At 55.0% G+C, this 22716-nt stretch carries 21 protein-coding genes; 11 read left to right on the forward strand and 10 right to left on the reverse strand.

Going from position 1 to position 22716, the window contains the following annotated elements; genetic code table 11:
• Nucleotides 1-49: 49 nt before the first annotated feature.
• Complete coding sequence (locus F8561_RS15725) at nucleotides 50-1357, forward strand: rhodanese-like domain-containing protein (RefSeq protein WP_151887683.1); 1308 nt, start codon at nucleotides 50-52, stop codon at nucleotides 1355-1357.
• Here F8561_RS15725 and F8561_RS15730 read toward each other — a convergent pair.
• The gene (locus F8561_RS15730; RefSeq protein WP_151887684.1) at nucleotides 1354-1971 is read right to left on the reverse strand and encodes a CDP-alcohol phosphatidyltransferase family protein; all 618 of its coding nucleotides are present in this window, start codon (nucleotides 1969-1971) and stop codon (nucleotides 1354-1356) included. The two genes, F8561_RS15725 and F8561_RS15730, sit on opposite strands and share 4 nt — an antisense overlap.
• Nucleotides 1964-2533, reverse strand: coding sequence for a carboxymuconolactone decarboxylase family protein (locus F8561_RS15735; RefSeq protein ID WP_044868261.1), 570 nt, complete (start codon nucleotides 2531-2533; stop codon nucleotides 1964-1966). Before F8561_RS15735 ends, F8561_RS15730 begins: the two co-directional genes overlap by 8 nt.
• A 75-nt stretch (nucleotides 2534-2608) precedes the next feature.
• Between F8561_RS15735 and F8561_RS15740 the strand changes: the two genes are divergently transcribed.
• Nucleotides 2609-3025, forward strand: a complete 417-nt coding sequence (locus tag F8561_RS15740; protein ID WP_151887685.1) for a pyrimidine (deoxy)nucleoside triphosphate diphosphatase — start codon at nucleotides 2609-2611, stop codon at nucleotides 3023-3025.
• Here F8561_RS15740 and F8561_RS15745 read toward each other — a convergent pair.
• Nucleotides 2985-3257, reverse strand: a complete 273-nt coding sequence (locus F8561_RS15745) for a YnjH family protein (protein ID WP_014169653.1) — start codon at nucleotides 3255-3257, stop codon at nucleotides 2985-2987. The two genes, F8561_RS15740 and F8561_RS15745, sit on opposite strands and share 41 nt — an antisense overlap.
• Before the next feature lie 228 nt (nucleotides 3258-3485).
• Here F8561_RS15745 and gdhA point away from each other — a divergent pair, with 228 nt between their 5' ends.
• Nucleotides 3486-4829 carry an NADP-specific glutamate dehydrogenase gene (gene gdhA, locus F8561_RS15750; RefSeq protein WP_014169652.1) on the forward strand — a complete coding sequence of 448 codons (1344 nt, stop codon included), beginning with the start codon at nucleotides 3486-3488 and terminating at the stop codon, nucleotides 4827-4829.
• A gap of 49 nt (nucleotides 4830-4878) precedes the next feature.
• Here gdhA and F8561_RS15755 read toward each other — a convergent pair whose 3' ends face one another.
• From F8561_RS15755 to F8561_RS15765, 3 genes are all read right to left on the reverse strand, one after another.
• Nucleotides 4879-6786, reverse strand: a complete 1908-nt coding sequence (locus tag F8561_RS15755) for a DNA topoisomerase III (RefSeq protein ID WP_151887686.1) — start codon at nucleotides 6784-6786, stop codon at nucleotides 4879-4881.
• A 4-nt stretch (nucleotides 6787-6790) separates the two neighbouring features.
• Nucleotides 6791-7834, reverse strand: a complete 1044-nt coding sequence (gene selD, locus F8561_RS15760) for a selenide, water dikinase SelD (protein ID WP_151887687.1) — start codon at nucleotides 7832-7834, stop codon at nucleotides 6791-6793.
• 116 nt (nucleotides 7835-7950) lie between these two features.
• A complete protein-coding gene (locus F8561_RS15765) occupies nucleotides 7951-8502 on the reverse strand; it encodes an NAD(P)H nitroreductase (RefSeq protein WP_014169648.1) in 552 nt (183 codons plus the stop codon).
• 167 nt (nucleotides 8503-8669) lie between these two features.
• Between F8561_RS15765 and sppA the strand changes: the two genes are divergently transcribed.
• From sppA to F8561_RS15785, 4 genes are all read left to right on the forward strand, one after another.
• Entirely contained in the window at nucleotides 8670-10526 is a 1857-nt protein-coding gene (gene sppA / locus F8561_RS15770; RefSeq protein ID WP_014169647.1) for a signal peptide peptidase SppA, read from the forward strand.
• A 63-nt stretch (nucleotides 10527-10589) separates the two neighbouring features.
• Nucleotides 10590-11606: an asparaginase gene (ansA, locus tag F8561_RS15775; RefSeq protein WP_020884438.1), complete on the forward strand. Its 1017-nt coding sequence runs from the start codon at nucleotides 10590-10592 to the stop codon at nucleotides 11604-11606.
• Nucleotides 11607-11615: 9 nt separating this feature from the next.
• Nucleotides 11616-12257 carry a bifunctional nicotinamidase/pyrazinamidase gene (pncA, locus tag F8561_RS15780; protein WP_020884439.1) on the forward strand — a complete coding sequence of 214 codons (642 nt, stop codon included), beginning with the start codon at nucleotides 11616-11618 and terminating at the stop codon, nucleotides 12255-12257.
• A 170-nt stretch (nucleotides 12258-12427) separates the two neighbouring features.
• Nucleotides 12428-13687: a glycoside hydrolase family 18 protein gene (locus tag F8561_RS15785; protein ID WP_020884440.1), complete on the forward strand. Its 1260-nt coding sequence runs from the start codon at nucleotides 12428-12430 to the stop codon at nucleotides 13685-13687.
• Nucleotides 13688-13741: 54 nt separating this feature from the next.
• On the opposite strand, the gene F8561_RS15790 is transcribed toward F8561_RS15785, so the two are convergent.
• Both F8561_RS15790 and msrB read right to left on the reverse strand, forming a co-directional pair.
• Complete coding sequence (locus tag F8561_RS15790; RefSeq protein WP_153852331.1) at nucleotides 13742-14005, reverse strand: YeaC family protein; 264 nt, start codon at nucleotides 14003-14005, stop codon at nucleotides 13742-13744.
• 56 nt (nucleotides 14006-14061) lie between these two features.
• Nucleotides 14062-14475 (reverse strand): peptide-methionine (R)-S-oxide reductase MsrB, encoded by a 414-nt coding sequence (gene msrB, locus F8561_RS15795; protein ID WP_020884441.1) that lies wholly within the window; start codon nucleotides 14473-14475, stop codon nucleotides 14062-14064.
• 341 nt (nucleotides 14476-14816) lie between these two features.
• Between msrB and gapA the strand changes: the two genes are divergently transcribed.
• Nucleotides 14817-15812, forward strand: a complete 996-nt coding sequence (gapA, locus tag F8561_RS15800) for a glyceraldehyde-3-phosphate dehydrogenase (RefSeq protein ID WP_020884442.1) — start codon at nucleotides 14817-14819, stop codon at nucleotides 15810-15812.
• Between the two features lie 74 nt (nucleotides 15813-15886).
• Nucleotides 15887-16771: a D-hexose-6-phosphate mutarotase gene (locus F8561_RS15805; protein ID WP_063156113.1), complete on the forward strand. Its 885-nt coding sequence runs from the start codon at nucleotides 15887-15889 to the stop codon at nucleotides 16769-16771.
• A gap of 47 nt (nucleotides 16772-16818) precedes the next feature.
• Here F8561_RS15805 and F8561_RS15810 read toward each other — a convergent pair whose 3' ends face one another.
• A complete protein-coding gene (locus tag F8561_RS15810) occupies nucleotides 16819-17673 on the reverse strand; it encodes an aldo/keto reductase (protein WP_047955464.1) in 855 nt (284 codons plus the stop codon).
• A 91-nt stretch (nucleotides 17674-17764) separates the two neighbouring features.
• Nucleotides 17765-18514 (reverse strand): MipA/OmpV family protein, encoded by a 750-nt coding sequence (locus F8561_RS15815; protein WP_014169638.1) that lies wholly within the window; start codon nucleotides 18512-18514, stop codon nucleotides 17765-17767.
• 432 nt (nucleotides 18515-18946) lie between these two features.
• Between F8561_RS15815 and yeaG the strand changes: the two genes are divergently transcribed.
• Nucleotides 18947-20881 (forward strand): protein kinase YeaG, encoded by a 1935-nt coding sequence (yeaG, locus tag F8561_RS15820; RefSeq protein ID WP_014169637.1) that lies wholly within the window; start codon nucleotides 18947-18949, stop codon nucleotides 20879-20881.
• 99 nt (nucleotides 20882-20980) lie between these two features.
• Complete coding sequence (locus F8561_RS15825; protein WP_049022945.1) at nucleotides 20981-22261, forward strand: YeaH/YhbH family protein; 1281 nt, start codon at nucleotides 20981-20983, stop codon at nucleotides 22259-22261.
• Nucleotides 22262-22716: the final 455 nt, after the last annotated feature.

The raw sequence follows: 22716 nt of genomic DNA on the forward strand, positions 1-22716 counted from the left end.
TCAGGAGAGACGACAATGCCCCCCTCTTTTACTGACGTCAGGTTATTCGATGAAACGTGTTTCTCAACTGACCGCGCTGGCCATGCTGTGCGGCCTCGCTTCATTTTCCTCTCTGGCTGCTGATATGCCGCACGCCATGACGCTGTCTCAACTTCAGGCACAACACGGCGCGGTGATCGACACCCGCGCCAGCGCGTTTTACAACGGCTGGCCGCAAACGCTGAGCGCGCCCTCCGGGCATGAGCCCGCCGCACTTAACCTTTCCGCCTCCTGGCTTGGCGCGATGAGCGATGACCAGATTGCCGTCTGGGCCAGACAGCACCAGCTTACGCCGGCCATGACGATCGCGCTCTACGGCCGCGACGCCGATAATCAGGCGGTCAAAGCGCGGCTGGAAAAAGCCGGCTACCACCAGATTTCCGTGCTCAACGATGCCCTGCAGGTACCTGAGCGTCTGCAGCGTTTGCCGCACTTTGAACAACTCGTCTACCCGGAGTGGATCCACCAGCTTCAGCAGGGTAACCCCGTCACTGCCGCGCCGACGGGCGACTGGAAAGTCATTGAAGCCGCATGGGGTGCGCCGAAGTTTTATCTGCTGAACCATATTCCCGGTGCCGGCTACATTGATACCAACGAAGTGGAAAGCGAACCGCTGTGGAATAAAGTTTCTGACGACACGCTAAAAGCGATGCTGGCGAAGCACGGGATCCGTCACGATACGACCGTCATTCTGTATGGCCGTGACGTATATGCCGCCGCCCGCGTGGCGCAGATCATGCTGTATGCGGGCGTGAAGGACGTCCGCATTCTTGATGGCGGCTGGAAAGCCTGGTCTGACGCGGGTCTGCCGGTTGAACGGGGAATGCCCAAAGACGTGAAGCCCGCCCCCGATTTTGGTGCACCGATCCCTGGCCAGCCGCAGTTGATGGTGGATATGGCGCAAGCACGCGGGATGCTGCATCGCCAGGACGCGTCGCTGGTCAGCATTCGTTCCTGGCCGGAGTTCATCGGCGAAACCAGCGGCTACAGCTACATTAAGCCAAAAGGTGAGATTGCCGGTGCCCGCTGGGGGCATGCCGGTAGCGACGCCACTCATATGGAAGATTTCCATAATCCGGATGGCACCATGCGCAGCGCTGACGACATCGCCGCCATGTGGAAAACCTGGAACATCCTGCCGGAACAGCACGTCGCGTTTTACTGCGGCACCGGCTGGCGTGCGTCCGAGACGTTTATGTACGCACGGGCGATGGGCTGGAAAAATGTCGCCGTCTATGACGGCGGCTGGTACGAGTGGAGCAGTCATCCACAGAACCCCGTCTCCAGCGGAAAACGCGGGCCAGAAAGTTCACGCTAACGGATAAGTGACTTCAGCGTCACATACCCACTCCAGATGCGCGTTGTGGTGGTCAGCCAGCACAACGCGCCAAATATCCACGCCAGCACGCTGAAGTGCGCTGGAAAGAGGCAGCACAGCACAAACAGCGCGATCGTCTCCGTCCCCTCCGTTAACCCACCAATATAGTAAAACGACTTATGCGCGTAGCCGGGGTTATCGATGTTGTGTTTCGCTGCCAGCGCGGCAAATGCCAGAAAACTGCTCCCGGTACCGATAAAGGCAAACAACAGCCAGCCAGCTGCAAGCGCATTCTCTGCGGGGGCCGCCAGCGCGAATCCGAAGGGAACCAGCGCGTAAAACAGAAAATCGAGGGCGATATCAAGAAAGCCTCCCGCATCCGTCAGCCCGCGCCGGCGCGCCAGCGCACCGTCCAGACCATCCAGCAGGCGATTCAGCACGATGGCGACGAGCGCCGCCGGATACCAGCCGAGGGCCAGAAACGGTAAGGCCGGAACGCCTATGGCAAACCCGGTCAGGGTTAATCCGTCAGGCGTGATCCCCGGCTTATCCAGTACTGACACCAGTCGGTTGAGCGTGGGTTTAATCCGCGGGTGCAGATGACGATCAAGCATGGGGATCCTCTTTAAACGTGGCACATAACCCCTGCGCCGGGATGTCCAGCGCGGCATTAAAGCGTGCAGAGAGATTCTGAAACGCAATCAGCGCCGTCATTTCGGCGATCGCGTCCTCGCTGAAATGGCGTTTGATCTCACTTTTGATTTCGTCATTCACACGGGGCGGCGTCGCGGTGACAGCCTCGGCATAGGCCAGCGCTGCACGCTCCTCTTCGCTAAAAAGAGCGGAATCACGCCACGCGTTGACGGCCTGAACCTTATCCAATGCGCCCGAGCGCTCCGCCAGGCGCAAACTGTTGGCATCGATACAAAAAGCGCAGTGACAAAGCTGCGATACCCGGGTCATTAACAGCGAACGGAGCACCGGCGACAGGCGCGCGTGACGACGTTCGAGAAAACCGACGAACAATGCCACCAGCCAGAAAAGACGTGGCATCCTTCCCCACCAGCGCGTGGGGTTAAGCACGGCACCAAAGTGTTTTTTCTGCATGGCGGCAATCGGTTTTATGCTGACCGGAAGGGTGGCGATGGGATCTACCCAGGTGGACGTCTCTTTCACCTGATTCTCCTGATGGCTGGACTCTTAGAAAGGGCACGATAATATGGTGTTTTTCGCTAACAAGTATTGACGACCATGCTAAAAACAGTCGATGTCGTTGCGGCAATCATCGAAAAAGACAACAAAATTTTACTGGCCCAGCGTCCGGCTCATGCCGACCAGCCGGGCATGTGGGAATTCGCAGGCGGAAAAGTAGAAGCCGGTGAGACGCAGCCCGAGGCGCTTGTCCGGGAGCTTCACGAAGAGCTCGGCATCCACGCGCAGCCTGGTGAGTATGTGGCAAGCCATCAGCGTGAGGTGTCACAGCGGTTAATCAACCTTCACGCCTGGCACGTTCCGGCGTTCAGCGGCGCGCTGACGGCGCATTACCACAGTGCACTGGCGTGGTGTACGCCTGAAGACGCATTTGGTTTCAACTTAGCGCCTGCGGACATCCCACTGCTGGAGGCGTTTATTGTTTTACGCGACGCCAGACCAGCGGATTCGTGCTAATGGTGCGTTCATCACGCTGGCACTGCAACAGAATGCCGTCCGCTTTTACCACTGCCCCTTCCGAATAGTTCTGATCCTGATAGATGCAGCACTGGTTACACGGCTGCGCTCGCTGGCCGCTGGAGCTGAACACCTCCGGCGGCACATTCACGTCCACATCCGGGCGAATGCGGTCTGCCTGCGCGCCTGCGGTAAACATCAAACATAACGCGGCTATCACGTAACGGTTCATAGACTTATCTTCCTGTTGTGCCCTGATAAAGACTATAACGGTAAACCGGCGCAGAACCTTTAATTTATCTCGTCATCGCTTTTGGTTATGACGCAGCCCCGCTGATTAATTTCCCTTTCGGCATGCATTTCTGCTTGCTTCACAAAGCGGTACGGATGGTATAGTCAAAAAAACAACACAATTCGTATAAGCAATATACATAAAATAATATAAGGGGTTCTTATATCTATGGATCAGACACGCTCTCTGGAAACTTTCCTCTCTTATGTTCAACAGCGCGACCCGCATCAAAGTGAGTTTGCGCAGGCCGTACGTGAAGTCATGACCACGTTGTGGCCGTTCCTTGAAGAAAACCCGCGTTATCGCCAGATGTCACTGCTTGAGCGCCTCGTGGAGCCGGAGCGCGTGATCCAGTTTCGCGTGACCTGGGTAGATGACCGTAATCAGGTCCAGGTTAACCGCGCGTGGCGCGTGCAGTTTAATTCCGCCATCGGCCCGTTTAAGGGCGGGATGCGTTTCCACCCTTCCGTGAATCTGTCGATTTTAAAATTCCTCGGCTTTGAGCAGACGTTTAAAAACGCCCTTACGACCCTGCCAATGGGCGGCGGGAAAGGCGGCAGTGATTTCGATCCGAAAGGCAAAAGCGAAGGCGAAGTGATGCGTTTCTGTCAGGCGCTGATGACCGAACTCTATCGTCATCTTGGTCCCGATACTGACGTTCCGGCGGGCGATATCGGCGTCGGTGCGCGTGAAGTGGGCTTTATGGCCGGCATGATGAAAAAGCTTTCGAATAATAGCGCCTGTGTCTTTACGGGCAAAGGGCTCTCCTTTGGCGGCAGCCTGATCCGTCCGGAAGCCACCGGCTACGGGCTGGTCTATTTTACCGAGGCGATGCTGAAGCGCCACGGCTTAGGATTTGAAGGTATGCGCGTGGCGGTGTCCGGCTCCGGTAACGTGGCCCAGTACGCCATTGAGAAAGCAATGCAGTTTGGTGCCCGCGTGGTTACCGCGTCAGATTCACGCGGTACCGTGGTGGATGAAGCCGGTTTTACGGCCGAGAAGCTGGCACGCCTGTGCGACATTAAAGCCAGCCGCGACGGCCGTCTGGCGGATTATGCCCGTGAATTTGGTCTGACCTGGCTCGAAGGCAAACAGCCGTGGGGCGTGCCGGTCGATATCGCCCTGCCATGTGCGACCCAGAACGAACTGGATACCGAGGCCGCACGTACCCTGATTACCAACGGCGTGAAGGCCGTGGCCGAAGGGGCGAATATGCCAACCACCATCGAAGCGACCGATCTGTTCCTTGAGGCTGGCGTGCTGTTTGCGCCGGGCAAAGCCGCGAACGCCGGTGGCGTGGCGACCTCTGGCCTGGAGATGGCGCAAAACGCCGCGCGCCTCGGCTGGAAGGCAGAGAAAGTGGATGCGCGTCTGCACCACATTATGCTGGATATTCACCACGCCTGCGTCGAGTACGGCGGTGAGGCATCGCAAACCAACTACGTGCGCGGAGCAAATATCGCCGGGTTCGTGAAGGTCGCGGATGCGATGATGGGGCAAGGGGTTATCTAAGCACGCTGTCGCCCTTTCCCGTCGGGAGAGGGCGACAACCGAAAGCACATCAGGCTGCGCTTTTTTTCTTTTTGAACGGTTTCTTCGGCGCACCACCCGGTGCAACCATCCCCCGGAACTGCTTCACCGGCGTATTACGCGCCTGGTTAATCAGCTCGTACAAGGTCCCCACCAGCGGCTGCATAAAGTCCTGATAGCGACACTGCTTTTCACTGATTTGCGTCAGCACAGATTCCCAGTGTGCCGTCATGTCCGGCCTTGCGGCCAGCTCAGGCAGTGAGTGGATCAATGCGCGCCCCGGTTCAGTCGAGTGGATATAGCGCCCTTTTTTCTCCAGAAAACCGCGCTTAAACAGCAGCTCGATAATGCCCGCACGGGTCGCTTCCGTGCCCAGTCCGTCGGTAGCACGCAAGATCTTCTTCAGATCCTTATCCTGAACAAAACGGGCGATCCCGGTCATTGCCGAGAGCAGTGTCGCATCGGTGAAGTGGCGCGGCGGTTGGGTCTGGCGTTCAACCACTTCGCCTTTCTCACACAGCAGTTCGTCATCTTTGGCAACCATCGGCAGCGGCGTGCCGTCATTCTCTTCGTCACGCTCTTTGTTGCCAAGCAGCGTGCGCCAGCCAGCCTCCGCCAGGAAACGCGCCTTGGCGATAAATTTCCCCTTGGCAATTTCCAGCTCAATCACGCATTTGCGGAACACGGCGTCCGGGCAGAACTGCATCAGATACTGACGAGCCACCAGGTTATACACCTTCGCTTCGTTTTCCGTGAGGTTAACGTTGCTGGCGCGCGCCGTCGGGATAATCGCATGGTGGGCATCCACCTTTTTATCGTCCCAGCAGCGGTTATGAATGTCCGGATTCACAACCGGTTGCGGCAGCAGATCCGGCGCGTGAACGGCAATGGCGTTCATCACCGAGTGACGGCCGGCAAAGTGCTCTTCTGGCAAATACCGGCTGTCCGAACGCGGATAGGTAATGAGTTTGTGGGTTTCGTAGAGCTTCTGGCAGATATCAAGGACGTTCTGCGCGCTCAGACCGAAGCGTTTCGCCGCTTCAATCTGCAGCGCGGAAAGCGAGAACGGCAGCGGCGCGGGTTCTGATTCCCGTTTATCGTTATAGCTGGTGACAATAGCAGGCTGACCGGTAATCCGGTTGACCACGTGCTCCGCCAGCGGACGGTGCAGCAACCGCCCCTCTTCATCCTGATACGATTCGCAGGCATCGCTTGGCTGCCAGACGGCGGTAAAGCGCTCGTCTTTCGGCGTGACGATATGCGCTTTAACCTCAAAGAAATCTTTGGCGACGAAATTCTCAATCTCTTCGTCACGACGCACCACCAGCCCCAGCACCGGCGTTTGCACACGCCCGACGGAGAGGACGCCCTGATAACCGGCATTACGCCCCAGAATGGTGTAGGCGCGGGTCATGTTGATCCCGTAAAGCCAGTCCGCACGAGCGCGGGCCAGCGCGGAAACGCACAGCGGAATAAACTCGCTGTTCGCACGCAGACGTGAAATGGCCCGCTCCACGGCCTGCGGATTGAGGTCGTTAATCAGGCAGCGCTGGACCTGCTGGCGTTTTTCCGGCGCCAGCTCCAGATAGTCCAGCACCTCATCCACCAGCAGTTGCCCTTCCCTGTCCGGGTCACCCGCGTGGATGACTTCCGTCGCGTCATGCAAAAAACGTTTAATCACGTTGAGCTGTTTGGTGACGGAAGGCCGTGGCTGCAGGCGCCATTTTTCAGGGACGATGGGCAGGTCATTGAGGTTCCAGCGGGCATAGCGGCTGTCGTAGACATCCGGCTGCGCCTGCTCAAGCAGGTGACCGATACACCAGGTGACCACCTGCCCGTTACCGCATTCGATAAAGCCGTCGCCCTTGCGATGCGGCTTCGGCAGCACATCGGCAATGGCACGGGCCAGGCTCGGCTTTTCGGCAATAAACAACCGCATTGAATTAACGGATCTCAATCATCGGTCGGCCACCGCGCGCGGTCACCAGTTCACCGATCGCCGTCAGGGTAATACCATACTCTGCGGCCGTCGCCTGAACGTCGGCTTCAGCGTCTGGCGTGACCGCCAGCAGCAAACCACCGGACGTTTGCGGATCGCACAGCAGATTGCGCCACGCTTCAGGCATTTCGCCCATCAGATGACCATAGCTGGCAAAGTTACGCTGGGTACCGCCCGGAACGGCGCCCGCTGCAATGTATTCCTCCACACCCGGCAGCTTCGGCACGTCCTGATACCAGACCTGCGCCTGTACGCCCGCGCCCTGACACACTTCGGAGAGGTGTCCGAGAAGGCCAAAACCGGTCACGTCGGTCATGGCTTTCACGCCATCGATATTCGCAAAGGCCGCACCCGCGAGGTTCATCTGGCACATGACCTCGGTTGCCAGCCCCTGGTGTTCCGACTTCAGCAGCGATTTTTTCTCCGCAGTAGTGAGGACACCAATGCCCAGCGGTTTGGTGAGGAACAGCTTGCAGCCCGCCTGCGCGGTGCTGTTGCGTTTCACGCGCTCGGTGGGCACCACGCCCGTGACCGCGAGACCGAAGATCGGCTCCGGCGCATCGATAGAATGCCCCCCGGCCAGCGCGATCCCCGCCTGCTGGCAGGCAAAACGTCCCCCTTCAATCACCTCACGGGCAATTTCAGGGGCAAGGGTGTTGATCGGCCAGCCCAGAATGGCAATCGCCATAATCGGTTTGCCCCCCATGGCGAAAATATCGCTGATGGCGTTGGTGGCCGCAATACGCCCGAAATCGAACGGGTTGTCGACAATCGGCATAAAGAAGTCGGTGGTACTGATAATGCTGGTGCCGTTACCCAGGTCATAAACTGCCGCATCGTCACGCGTTTCGTTACCGACAAGCAGGTTCGGGTCGACAAACTTCGCCTGTTCACTGTGGAGAATGGTCTCCAGCACTTTCGGGGAAATTTTACAACCGCAACCGGCTCCGTGGCTGTATTGCGTTAAACGAATGGTTTGCTCGCTCATGGACGTCTCCTGTCATCTCAATCGCGCTATGGTAGCGCTCATTCCATAAAGAGGTAAGTATGACTGTCTGAATTCTGCGGCAGATGCTCAGAATCCAGACAGTTTAGCGCGCGTTATCAGAAACGGCTGACGAAAGGCGTGGTGTCCGGCACATTAATGGTGGCGGAGGCTTTAAGCTGAGGCGTGCCGAGATAGAGGAAGCCGACAATTTTATCATGTTCACCACAGGCGAATCCGTCGCGAACCGGCTGGCTGTTGGTCAGCGGCCCTGTGCGCCAGATACCGTTAAACCCTTGTGCCACGGCGGCCATTTGCATTGCCATGACGGCACAGCCGGCAGACATTTCCTGCTCCCAGACCGGCACTTTGTGGTCGGCCTGACATTTCGCCACGACAGCGATGATCATCGGCGCACGGAATGGCGCACTGCGGGCTTTCTCAATACCCTTCTCATCCTGACCTGCGGCAACCGCCCCCTGCTCCAGTATCTGACTGAAACGATCGCGGCCTTCACCTTCAATCACAAAGAAGTGCCACGGCTGCAGCGTACCATGATCCGGTGCACGCAGGCCGGCACGCAGAATATTCTCCAGTTGCTCCCCTGCCGGCGCCGGCTCGGTGAGACGTGAAGCGCTACGGCGGTTAACAAGCAGTTCAAGTGCGTCCATTGGTTAACTCCTTTCTTGAAATTTACTCACAAAATTAACACGGCGGCAGATTTTGTTACAGCGTAGCAGGCGATTCCTGCTGACAAGTGACGGTTGGGTCATTACGATAACCGCACATTGCCGTCCCGTGGCGACGGAAACAGTCATTTTCTGGTTAGGGAGAATACATGCGAACCCTTTGGCGAATCATTGCCGGTTTCTTTAAATGGACGTGGCGACTGCTCAACTTCGTCCGCAACCTGGTGATGAATATCTTCTTCATCCTCCTGGTTCTGGTTTGCGCAGGCGTCTGGATGCATATCAGCAACGCAAATCAGGCGCAGCATTCGACTCGCGGGGCGCTGTTACTTGATATCACGGGCGTCATCGTCGATAAGCCGTCCACCAGCAATCGTCTGGGCGTTATTGGCCGTCAGCTGTTTGGCGCGACATCAGACCGTCTTCAGGAAAACTCCCTGTTCGATATCGTCGATACCATTCGTCAGGCAAAAGATGACCGCAACATTACCGGCATCGTGCTGGATCTGAAAGATTTTGCCGGCGGCGACCAGCCTTCAATGCAATATATTGGTAAAGCGTTGCGCGAATTCCGCGACAGCGGCAAGCCGGTGATTGCGGTCGGGGACAGCTACAGCCAGGGGCAGTATTATCTGGCCAGCTTCGCCAATAAAATCTGGCTCTCCCCGCAGGGTACGGTCGATCTGCATGGCTTTGCCACTAACGGTCTGTATTACAAATCGCTGCTCGACAAACTGAAAGTCACCACCCACGTCTTCCGCGTCGGAACCTATAAATCCGCCGTGGAGCCGTTTATTCGTGATGATATGTCCCCTGCGGCCCGTGAAGCGGACAGCCGCTGGATTGGTGAGCTGTGGCAGAACTATCTGAGTACCGTGGCCGCTAACCGCCAGATAACCGCTGAACAGGTGTTCCCTGGCGCGCAGGGCGTGCTGGAAGGCCTGCGCAAGGTTGATGGTGATACCGCAAAATATGCGCTGGATAACAAACTGGTCGATGCGCTGGGCACCAGCGCGGATATCGAAAAATCACTGAGCAAACAGTTTGGCTGGAGCAAAGAGGATAAAAACTTCAGCGCTATCAGCATGTACGATTATGCGACCAAAAAGCCGGATGACAGCGGTGACAGCGTCGCGGTGGTCTTTGCTAATGGTGCCATCATGGACGGCGAGGAAACGCCGGGTAACGTGGGCGGCGATACCACCGCATCGCAAATCCGTGATGCTCGCCTTGATCCGAAAGTGAAGGCGATTGTACTGCGCGTAAACAGCCCTGGCGGCAGCGTCAGCGCTTCTGAAGTGATCCGCGCTGAACTTGCCGCGGCACGTGCAGCTGGCAAGCCGGTAGTGGTGTCGATGGGCGGAATGGCAGCATCGGGCGGTTACTGGATTTCAACCCCGGCTAACTACATCGTCGCCAACCCGAGCACGCTGACCGGCTCGATTGGCATCTTTGGGGTGATTAACACCGTGGAAAACAGCCTGGATTATCTGGGCGTCCATACCGATGGCGTTGCCACTTCACCGCTGGCGGATGTGTCGGTCACCAAATCGCTGCCGCCTGAAGTCTCTGAGATGATGCAGCTCAGTATCGAGAACGGCTACAAGCGCTTTATTACGCTGGTGGCAGAGTCCCGTAAAAAGACACCGCAACAGATCGACGACATTGCGCAGGGCCACGTCTGGACCGGCCAGGATGCGAAGAATAATGGTCTGGTAGACAGCCTGGGCGACTTTGATGACGCGGTGAAGAAAGCCGCCGAACTGGCGAAGCTCAAGCAGTGGCACGTTGAGTATTACCAGGACGAGCCGTCGTTCTTTGACCTGGTGATGAACAGCATGTCCGGCTCCGTGCGTGCCATGCTGCCTGAGGCGCTGCAGGCGTATCTGCCTGCGCCAGTCGCGACGGCGGCTAAAGCAATGAAAGCGGAAAGCGACAAACTGGCGGCCTTTAACGATCCACAAAGCCGTTACGCGTTTTGTCTGACCTGTGCAAACGTCCGTTAAACACCGTCCCCTCTTCCCGTGAAGAGGGGATTTTTTTCTTTTGAAGAACAAGAACTCACTACCATGCAGAAGAAATCGATTTATGTAGCCTACACTGGCGGTACCATCGGTATGCAGCGCTCTGAAAACGGCTATATCCCGGTCTCCGGCCACCTTCAGCGCCAGCTCGCGCTGATGCCTGAATTCCACCGTCCGGAAATGCCTGACTTCACCATCCACGAATACGAGCCGCTGATGGACTCCTCCGATATGACGCCGGAAGACTGGCAGCATATCGCGGACGACATTAAAGCCCATTACGACCAGTACGACGGCTTTGTGATCCTGCATGGTACCGACACAATGGCGTTTACCGCCTCGGCACTCTCCTTCATGCTGGAGAATCTGGGTAAGCCCGTCATCGTCACCGGCTCGCAAATTCCGCTGGCGGAGCTGCGTTCTGACGGGCAGATCAACCTGCTCAACTCTCTGTATGTGGCAGCGAATTACCCGATTAACGAAGTGTCGCTGTTCTTCAACAACCGACTGTATCGCGGCAACCGGACCACGAAGGCGCACGCCGATGGTTTTGACGCTTTCGCCTCACCGAACCTGCAGCCGCTGCTGGAGGCGGGCATCCATATTCGTCGTCTGGGCACCCCGCCTGCGCCGAGCACGGCGGGCGAACTGATTGTTCATCCGATCACGCCGCAACCGATTGGCGTGGTAACGATTTACCCGGGTATCTCTGCAGATGTGGTGCGTAACTTCCTGCGCCAGCCGGTGAAAGCGCTGATCCTGCGCTCTTACGGCGTGGGCAATGCCCCGCAGAACGGCGAGTTCCTGAAAGAGCTGCAGGAAGCGAGCGAGCGCGGGATCGTGGTGGTTAACCTGACGCAATGCATGTCCGGTAAAGTCAATATGGGCGGTTACGCCACCGGTAACGCCCTCGCGCATGCAGGCGTTATCAGCGGATTCGACATGACCGTTGAAGCCACGCTGACTAAACTTCACTATTTACTGAGTCAGGATCTGGACATTCAGTCCATCCGCAGCGCGATGATGCAAAACCTGCGCGGCGAACTGACGCCGGACGAATAAGGAGGCACCATGACGCAACGCGCCCTGTTACTGGTCGATTTGCAAAATGATTTCTGTGCGGGCGGCGCACTGGCCGTCGCTGAAGGTGACAGCACCGTAGACGTGGCGAATACGCTGATTGAGTGGTGCAAAACGCGGGGTGAGGCGGTTGTCGCAAGCCAGGACTGGCACCCGGCTGACCACGGCAGTTTTGCCAGCCAGCACGGCGTTGAGCCTTTCACTCAGGGTGAACTTGACGGCCTGGCACAAACCTTCTGGCCGGATCACTGCGTGCAACAGACGGAAGGTGCGCAGCTGCATCCGCTGCTGAATCAGAAGGCCATCGACGCGGTGTTTCATAAAGGGGAAAACCCGTCTATCGACAGCTACAGCGCCTTCTTTGATAACGGACATCGCCAGAAAACGGCGCTGGACGGGTGGTTACGCCATCACGAAATCACCGAACTGATTGTGCTGGGTCTGGCGACGGATTACTGCGTGAAGTTCACCGTGCTGGACGCTCTCCAGCTAGGCTATACCGTCAGCGTCATCACCGATGGCTGTCGCGGGGTGAATATTCAACCGCAGGACAGCGCACAGGCGTTTATGGATATGGCCGCGGAAGGCGCCACCCTGTATACCCTGGAAGACTGGCTGGAAACGCACGCCTGACCTTCTCGCCGGGCAAGCCACAGTGCTGCCCGGCACGCCCCGTCTCATTCCCCATAAAGTGAACTCCCTCGCATCACCAGCGAAGCGGCAATGCTATTCTCTTCAGGCTGTTTTTTCGCCACGCCTTTTCCGTGGCGTGGTTATTTTTGTTAAGTCAAAGAGGAACTTGTATGAAACGTTTGCCTTTGCTGGCAGCATTACCCCTGCTTTGCGCGTCAGTTGCTTCCGCCACTCCCCTGATGTCTGTGGGATATTTTAATGGCGGTGGCGATGTCACCGCCGGTCCCGGTGGCGATATCAATACGCTCGACGTTCGTCAGATTACCCACCTGAACTACTCATTTGGTCTGGTCTATAACGATGAGAAAGACGAAACCCATGCTGCGCTGAAAGATCCGGCGAAACTTCATCAGATCTGGCTGTCGCCAAAAGTCGCCGCCGATCTGGCGCTAATCCCGACGCTGCGTAAGCAAAATCCAAACCTGAAAGTGCTGCTCTCCGTGGGCGGATGGGGTGCGCGTGGCTTCTCCGGCGCAGCCGCGACCCAAGAGAGCCGTGCGGTGTTTATCCGCTCGGCTCAGGAGATTGTCGAAAAATATGCACTCGACGGCATCGATCTTGACTGGGAATACCCGGTAAATGGCGCATGGGGACTGGTGGCCAGCACGCCAGCCGATCGCGATAACTTCACCGCACTGCTGAAAGAATTGCGCGCCGCCTTCGGCCATAAAAAACTGGTCACCATCGCGGTGGGGGCAAATGCAGAAAGTCCGAAAAGCTGGGTGGATGTGAAGGCCATTGCCCCGCTGCTCGACTACATCAACCTGATGACCTACGACATGGCGTATGGCACACAGTATTTCAACGCCAATCTGTATGACTCCAGCGACTGGCCAACGGTGGCCGCCGCAGATAAATACAGCGTGGATTTTGTGGTGAACAACTATCTGGCGGCCGGGCTGAAGCCGCAGCAGATGAACCTCGGGATTGGTTTTTACGGCCGCGTGCCGAAACGCGCCGTGGAGCCCGGTATTGACTGGACAAAACCCGATGCGCAAAACCATCCGGTGACCCAGCCCTACTTTGGGCCTCAGGAAACCGGCTTGTTCGCGTCACTGGGTTACGACCTGACCAAAGATACGTATGTGAAGTACAACGATATTGTGAAAAAGCTCTTAAACGATCCGCAGAAGCGTTTTACCGAACACTGGGACGAACGGGCGCAAGTGCCGTGGCTTTCAGTGAATGCGGCGGACGGCAAGGCGCTGTTTGCCCTTTCCTATGAGAACCCGCGTTCCGTCGCCATCAAAGCGGATTACATCAAGGAGAAAGGTCTCGCCGGGGCGATGTTCTGGGAGTACGGCGCGGATGACAATAACCAGTTAGCGAAACAGCTGGCGGAGTCGCTGGGAATTAAACCCAAAGAGTAAGGTAAGCACGCCCTCTCTCCAGAGAGAGGGCGCTGGCAGGACTGCCGCCCACCGTTACTGCATTTTTATCGTCGCGATCGGCTTTGGCGTGATACCAAAGTCCTCTTTCAGCTCGCGCTTGCTCTTCATCACCATCTGGCCTTGAGTGTCGATAGTCATGTGTTGCGCGTCGGTATTGTTACGCGCCTGCCAGAGCATCACCAGTTGCAGACTGTTCTCTTTTTGCTCCGGCGTGAGCGCGACACCGTCCGGCCATTTTCCCAGTTCAACAGCAGTCACCAGGCGCTGATACACCTCCGGCGTCATACCGCTAATCATGTCATCAATATTCACGATCTCTCCCTTTCAAAGGAATAATTTGCTGAATCGTTTTTTCAACCTTTTATCTGGTCACCGTTTTCATCATCGGTGAAGCTCATCGACGCTGAATTCACACAGAAACGCTCACCCGTCGGTTGAGGGCCATCCGGGAAGACGTGTCCAAGGTGGGCATCACAGGTTCCGCAACGAATTTCAGTACGCACCATGCCGTGCGACGTGTCGCTCAGGTAGCGGATCGCATCGTCGCTGACCGGCTCATAAAAGCTTGGCCAGCCACAGCCAGAATCGAACTTCGTTTGGGAATTGAACAACGGGGCGTCACATACCAGACAGTGGTAGACACCGTCGCGCTTGTTGTGCAGTAAACGGCCGGTAAAAGGCGGTTCGGTTCCGTGATTTTGCGTCACGTAAAACTGCATTTCGGTGAGGTTTTTTTTCAAATCGTCAGGGTTACGTTGGTTCGACATATGCTTACATCTCGCTGTAGAAACAGACACCTTTTAACCCGGATTCTAACAAAACATTAACACCCTTGCGTGCACTTTTGTTCTAAACTTATGTGTCGCGAAAAGGCGGTCAGGCAATTGTGATCATGTTCACATTTTTATCCTGCGAGGACTTTAAAATGCCGCGCGCAGCCCCCATGTGGTTGCTAGCTCAAAGGGAAAGTGAGGCGAGTCAGTCGCACAAACGTTAGTCACAGGATTGATTTGTCGCAATGATTGACACGATTCCGCTTGACGCTGCGTAAGGTTTTTGTAATTTTACAGGCAACCTTTTATTCACTAACAAATAGCTGGTGGAATATATGACTATCAAAGTAGGTATCAACGGTTTTGGCCGTATCGGCCGTATTGTTTTCCGTGCTGCTCAGAAACGTTCTGACATCGAAATCGTTGGTATCAACGATCTCCTGGACGCTGAATACATGGCGTACATGCTGAAGTACGACTCAACTCACGGTCGTTTCGACGGCACCGTTGAAGTGAAAGACGGCCACCTGGTTGTTAATGGCAAAACCATCCGCGTTACTGCTGAGAAAGACCCAGCTAACCTGAAATGGAACGAAATCGGTGTTGATGTTGTAGCTGAAGCTACCGGTATCTTCCTGACCGACGAAACTGCGCGTAAACACATCACCGCGGGTGCGAAAAAAGTTGTTCTGACCGGTCCTTCTAAAGACAACACCCCAATGTTCGTTCGTGGTGCAAACTTCGAAACTTACGCTGGCCAGGACATCGTTTCTAACGCATCCTGCACCACCAACTGCCTGGCACCGCTGGCTAAAGTAATCAACGACAACTTCGGCATCGTCGAAGGTCTGATGACTACCGTTCACGCGACCACCGCGACTCAGAAAACTGTTGACGGCCCGTCTCACAAAGACTGGCGTGGCGGCCGTGGCGCGGCTCAGAACATCATCCCATCCTCTACCGGTGCAGCTAAAGCTGTAGGTAAAGTACTGCCAGAACTGAATGGCAAACTGACTGGTATGGCGTTCCGCGTTCCAACTCCTAACGTATCCGTTGTTGACCTGACCGTTCGTCTGGAAAAAGCTGCTTCTTATGAAGAAATTAAGAAAGCAATCAAAGCTGCTTCCGAAGGCGCAATGAAAGGCGTTCTGGGCTACACCGAAGACGACGTTGTATCTACCGATTTCAACGGCGAAGTGTGCACTTCCGTGTTCGATGCTAAAGCAGGTATCGCACTGAACGACAACTTCGTGAAACTGGTTTCCTGGTACGACAACGAAACCGGCTACTCTAACAAAGTACTGGACCTGATCGCTCACATCTCCAAATAAGTTGAGATGAGTTCTTGATCCAAAAAGGCGACTTCGGTCGCCTTTTTTATTGTTTTTAGACAGAGGATTGCTTAATGATTAATAAAATTTTTGCACTTCCGGTAGTCGAACAACTTACCCCTGTGCTCTCCCGCCGACAGATTGATGGTGCGGATATCATCGTCGTTGACCACCCGCGCGTAAAAGCCTCCGTGGCGCTGAACGGCGCACACCTGCTCTCCTGGAAACCTGAAGGCGAAACGGAAGCACTGTGGCTGAGCGACGCGACCTCCTTTAAAAAAGGGGATGCGATTCGCGGCGGCGTGCCTATTTGCTGGCCATGGTTTGGTCCTTCCGCTGAGAAAGGCCTACCCTCTCACGGTTTTGCCCGTAACCAGCAGTGGACGCTGAAAGCGCACAATGAAGACGATAACGGTGCGGTACTGACCTTTGAGCTGCAGGCGAATGATGAAACCCGCGCCCTGTGGCCGCACGATTTCACCCTGTACGCACGCTTCAAGCTGGGCAAAACCTGCGAAATCGAACTGGAAGCGCACGGTGAATTTGAAACCACCTCCGCCCTGCACACCTATTTCAACGTTGGTGACATCAGCGCTGTGAAGGTGAGCGGCCTTGGCGATACCTTTATCGACAAAGTGGATAACGCGAAAGAAGGAAAACTGAGCGACGGCATTCAGACGTTCCCGGACCGTACTGACCGCGTTTACCTGCATCCGGAAGCGTGCAACGTGATCCACGACAGCGCCCTGAACCGTGGTATCGAAGTGGTACACCACCATCACAGCAACGTGGTGGGCTGGAACCCAGGCCCGGCACTTTCTGTCAGTATGGCCGACGTGCCTGATGACGGTTACAAAACGTTCGTCTGTGTGGAAACGGCGTGCGTCACTGCGCCACAAAAAACCAGCGAAGAAAAACCGTCTCGCTTAGGGCAGACAATCAGTATCGTGAAGCGCTAATACGCTTCTGCCCCTCTTCCTGTAAAGGAGAGGGGCATGCGTCAGGATTAAACGACATCCAGCGGGCGTTTATGGGTGGGTGGCGGAAAAGCATTATCCAGTTTGTGACGTTCTTCCGCGGTGAGGGTTATCTCCAGCGCTCCAGCGTTGGCGTTAACATGCTCAATCGAGGCCGCTTTCGGTATGGCAATAACACCCTGATGGCGGATAACCCACGCCAGCAGAATTTGGGCGGCAGTGGCGCGGTGGTTATGCGCGATGGCATTCACGACCGGATGGTTCATCAGCCCCGAACGCAGGCGACCGGCCTGAGCCAGCGGGCAGTAAGCCATCACCGGCATCGCCTGTTGCTGACACCAGGGAAGCAGATCAAATTCAATTCCCCGTGACGCCAGATGATAAAGCACCTGATTAGTGGCACAGGCGGAACCGCCCTCTTCACGCCACAGCGCCTGCATATCTTCATAATCCAGGTTTGAGACGCCCCAGCGGCCAATTTTTCCCTGCTGCTGGAGTGTGTCCATCAGCGTAATGGTTTCATCCAGGCCATAGTTACCGCGCCAGTGCAGAAGGTAGAGATCAATATGGTCTGTCCCAAGACGTCGCAGACTGGCATCACACGCCGCCTGGCCTTTCTGACCGCCAGCGTTCCACGGGTAGACTTTTGATACCAGAAAAACGTTGTCGCGCTGGCCTTTAATGGCCTCCCCGACCACCTCTTCCGCTCCGCCTTCGGCATACATTTCAGCGGTATCAATTAACGTTAACCCCAGATCAATGCCCGCCCGCAGTGCATTCACTTCGGATTTACGCTGGCTGGCTTTTTCTCCCATATACCAGGTACCCTGTCCGATAGCCGGAAGTGGACGCCCTGCGGAAAAGGTCACGGTTTTTACGCTCATATCATCCCCTCTTTTTCGTTGCACCACACCAATGCAAACGGGGCGCAAGCGCCCCGTTTTGATGCAATGATTGCACTGTTTTAATGCACAATCAGAACTTGTAGGACACACCGACTGAGAATATGCCCGCCCAGGACTTATCAACCATCGGGCTGTCTTTCACTTCATCGCTCAGACGCTCATAGCGCCCGGTACCGTAGACGTTCCAGTCACCGAGGAAGTTATAGCTCGCCGTCAGCTCAAGGTACGGATCCCAGCCGTCGTCCGCACTGTAGCTCTTCAGACCGCTACGACGGGATTCGTTCTTAGAAACACCATAGTAGTAGTCGTTGTAGTTCTCACTGTTATATTGCACACCGATACCCGGGGTTAGCGTTAACGCACCGTTGGTGTAGCGATAGAGCCAGGCCAGATCCCAGATAAAACCGTTGCTGTTATCCAGCGTATCCCCCGCAAGTGCGGTACGCAGGAAGCCATATTCGGTGTTATGCACATAAGAGAGTCCCGCCATCATGGTGCTCTTACGCTTGTCGAGCTGGCGAAGCGCATGGCTGTCGCTGTCACCCGGCTTGAAGTGCGTCGGATCGTAGTAAGCCATGATGGAGAGCTTGTCGGCCGTATCATTCCAGAGATAGTAGCCACCGCCCAGACCGCGGAACCAGAAGTTATCGCCTTCATAGGTGACAACCGGAACTGGATAAACATCACGATCATACTGTTTGTATGGGCTGTTAATCACGCCAACGCCCGCGCCAACAGTCCACTGACTTTCCGCCGCCTGTGCGGTGCTAACAGCGGTTGCGGCAAGTACGCCCAATGCCAGAAGTTTGAGTTTGGTCACAATCCATTCTTTCCTGTAGTCAAATAATCAGCGAGAGAAGTTTAACCGCCATTGTCGTACATCCCAAAATTTTTTGCCTGCTAATCAGTCTGATTAACCCGTTATTTTCAACTTTTCAGGTGACAGCCTGCTTTCATTTATATGACTACTGAATGAAAAACGTGCTTTTACCCTAAAACAGCAGGGGAAATTTTTGGATGAGTTATTGATATGTCATTGAAATTAGATTTTATCGGCATGCAAGTTTTGCAAATGCCATCTACGCTTTAAATTAAGAAGAGTTTTTTCTGAACACCCTGCGGTTCTTAGCGTCTGACCTGGCACACAGGTTGCTGCTCTGGCAGTGAGGTGCGAGAGATTCTCTTCCGGGAGCCTCCACTACTCATACGAACGGCTCTTATCCTGTGCTAAAAAACGAAAGGACGGCATGCCATGAATATATTCGATCACTATCGCCAGCGTTATGAAGCTGCCAAGGACGAAGAGTTCACACTGCAGGAGTTTCTTACCATTTGTCGGCAAGATCGCAGTGCCTATGCCAATGCGGCAGAACGGCTATTAATGGCTATTGGTGAGCCAAACATGGTTGATACTGCCCTGGAACCTCGGCTTTCCCGTCTCTTTTCGAATCGGGTGGTCGCCCGATACCCGGCGTTTGAAGAGTTCTATGGTATGGAAGATGCCATCGAACAGATTGTCTCCTACCTGAAGCATGCCGCCCAGGGTCTGGAAGAGAAGAAACAGATCCTTTATTTACTCGGCCCCGTGGGTGGGGGTAAATCATCACTGGCTGAACGTCTGAAATCACTGATGCAGCGCGTCCCTATCTATGTGCTGAGCGCTAACGGTGAACGTAGCCCGGTGAATGACCATCCGCTGTGCCTGTTTAACCCGCAGGAAGATGCGCAAATTCTGGATAAAGAGTTTGGTATTCCGCGGCGCTATCTTGGCACCATCATGTCGCCTTGGGCGGCAAAACGCCTGCACGAGTTTGGTGGGGATATCACCAAATTCCGCGTCGTCAAGGTGTGGCCATCCATTCTGGAACAGATTGCTATCGCCAAAACTGAACCGGGGGATGAGAACAACCAGGATATCTCCGCTCTGGTGGGTAAAGTCGATATTCGTAAGCTGGAAAACTACGCGCAAAACGACCCGGATGCCTACGGTTACTCGGGTGCGCTGTGCCGCGCCAACCAGGGGATTATGGAGTTCGTCGAGATGTTTAAAGCACCGATTAAAGTGCTGCATCCGCTGCTGACGGCCACCCAGGAAGGGAACTACAACGGTACGGAAGGTATTTCCGCCCTGCCGTTTAACGGCATTATCCTCGCGCACTCGAACGAATCTGAGTGGGTCTCCTTCCGTAATAACAAAAACAATGAGGCGTTCCTTGACCGTGTCTACATCGTCAAAGTGCCTTATTGCCTGCGGATCTCCGAAGAGATCAAAATTTACGAGAAACTGCTTAACCACAGTGAGCTGGTACACGCACCTTGCGCACCAGGCACCCTGGAAACGCTGTCGCGCTTTTCCATTCTCTCGCGCCTGAAAGAGCCGGAAAACTCCAGCATCTACTCGAAAATGCGTGTGTATGACGGGGAAAGCCTGAAAGATACCGACCCGAAAGCGAAGTCTTATCAGGAGTACCGCGACTACGCCGGTGTGGACGAAGGGATGAACGGTCTGTCCACGCGTTTCGCCTTTAAGATCCTCTCCCGCGTGTTTAACTTCGATCATGCGGAAGTGGCGGCCAACCCGGTTCATCTGTTCTACGTGCTGGAGCAGCAAATTGAACGCGAGCAGTTCCCGCAGGAACAGGCTGAACGCTACCTTGAGTTCCTGAAAGGCTACCTGATCCCGAAATATGCGGAGTTCATCGGCAAAGAGATCCAGACCGCCTACCTGGAGTCTTATTCAGAGTACGGGCAGAACATTTTTGACCGTTATGTCACCTATGCTGACTTCTGGATCCAGGATCAGGAGTACCGCGACCCGGATACCGGACAGCTGTTCGACCGGGAATCCCTGAACGCAGAGCTGGAAAAAATCGAGAAGCCGGCCGGGATCAGTAACCCGAAAGACTTCCGTAACGAGATTGTGAACTTCGTCCTGCGCGCCAGAGCGCATAACAACGGACGTAATCCGAACTGGACCAGCTACGAGAAACTGCGCACGGTAATCGAGAAGAAAATGTTCTCCAATACCGAAGAGCTGTTGCCGGTGATTTCGTTTAACACCAAAACGTCAACCGATGAGCAGAAAAAGCACGACGATTTTGTCGACCGTATGATGGAGAAAGGCTACACCCGCAAACAGGTTCGCCTGCTCTGCGAATGGTATCTGCGCGTACGTAAATCGTCTTAATACAAGTACAAGTGCCCGGTAGCGCATACGCCTGCCGGGCTACAAAAATGTCCGGCACGTCCGGACACTGCAAGTTGGCAAATGCAGTACGGGGGATATATGACCTGGTTTATTGACCGTCGTCTTAACGGCAAAAACAAGAGCACGGTAAATCGCCAGCGCTTCTTGCGCCGTTATAAAGCGCAAATTAAACAGTCGATCTCCGAGGCCATCAACAAACGCTCGGTGACCGACGTCGACAGCGGCGAATCTGTCTCCATCCCCACCGATGACATCAGCGAACCGATGTTTCATCAGGGACGTGGCGGCCTTCGCCATCGCGTACACCCAGGTAATGACCACTTCGTGCAGAACGACAGAATCGAGCGCCCGCAAGGCGGCGGGGGCGGTTCAGGAAGCGGTCAGGGACAGGCCAGCCAGGACGGTGAAGGACAGGATGAGTTTGTCTTCCAGATTTCAAAAGATGAGTATCTCGACCTGCTGTTTGAGGATCTGGCGCTGCCGAATCTGAAAAAGAACCAGCATCGTCAGCTTAACGAGTACAAAACCCATCGCGCGGGATATACCGCAAACGGCGTGCCCGCCAACATCAGCGTGGTCCGTTCGCTGCAGAACTCTCTGGCGCGACGCACGGCCATGACGGCAGGTAAACGGCGCGAACTCCGCGAGCTGGAGAGCAGCCTGAAGGTGGTGGAAAATACTGAACCAGCGCAACTGCTGGAAGAGGAACGCCTGCGCAAAGAGATAGCCGAACTCCGGGCTAAAATAGACCGGGTACCGTTTATCGACACCTTCGACCTGCGCTACAAAAATTACGAAAAACGCCCCGAACCGTCGAGCCAGGCGGTCATGTTCTGTCTGATGGATGTCTCCGGTTCGATGGACCAGGCCACCAAGGATATGGCGAAGCGTTTTTATATCCTGCTCTATCTGTTCCTGAGCAGAACCTATAAGAACGTGGAAGTGGTCTATATTCGCCACCACACTCAGGCGAAAGAGGTGGATGAACATGAGTTCTTCTACTCGCAGGAGACCGGTGGCACCATCGTGTCGAGCGCTCTGAAACTGATGGATGAAGTGGTGAAAGAGCGTTACGACCCGGCGCAGTGGAACATCTATGCCGCGCAGGCATCAGATGGCGATAACTGGGCAGATGACTCCCCGCTGTGTCACGACATTCTGGCGAAGAAAATTCTGCCGGTGGTGCGTTACTACAGCTATATCGAAATTACCCGCCGTGCTCATCAGACGCTGTGGCGTGAGTATGAACATCTGCAATCGATGTTTGATAACTTTGCCATGCAGCATATCCGCGATCAGGATGATATCTATCCGGTGTTCAGGGAACTGTTCCATAAACAAAGTTCAACAACAAGTTAATCATCATTAATCAGCCAGTTATTTATACTAACTGGCTGATCTTTTGGCTTTCAGGGTAATTTGCCTGTAAAGGGCAAGCGGATTATTTAATACCTCAACAATCCCATGTTTGACTAAAATTCTTTCTTCCGATATTGGCACAGCCCTACCAGGGTTATATGTTTGTTGGATAAGCTATACGATAAACTAAGGATAAGCATATCCGGAGAAGGAAGAACAACAGGCGCATAAAAATTGCCCAAAGCAGGAACGTATTGCTGACCTACCAAAACCGAACATTGAATCCACCTTACCTCCAGTGTTAGAGTCAGCAACTCACGGCCATTTACACATAATTTTAAGCGTTAAGCCCCGTAGGGCTTTTTCACAGATGCGTTATGCAGCCCATTGAAAATATTTCTCCACCGACGGCAGAACAACTTACCCAACTCCAGGGCGCACCAGACTTTACTGAC

It is taken from the genome of Enterobacter sp. 198 (assembly GCF_009025585.1).
In the GTDB taxonomy this organism is placed as follows: Bacteria; Pseudomonadota; Gammaproteobacteria; order Enterobacterales; family Enterobacteriaceae; genus Enterobacter; species Enterobacter ludwigii.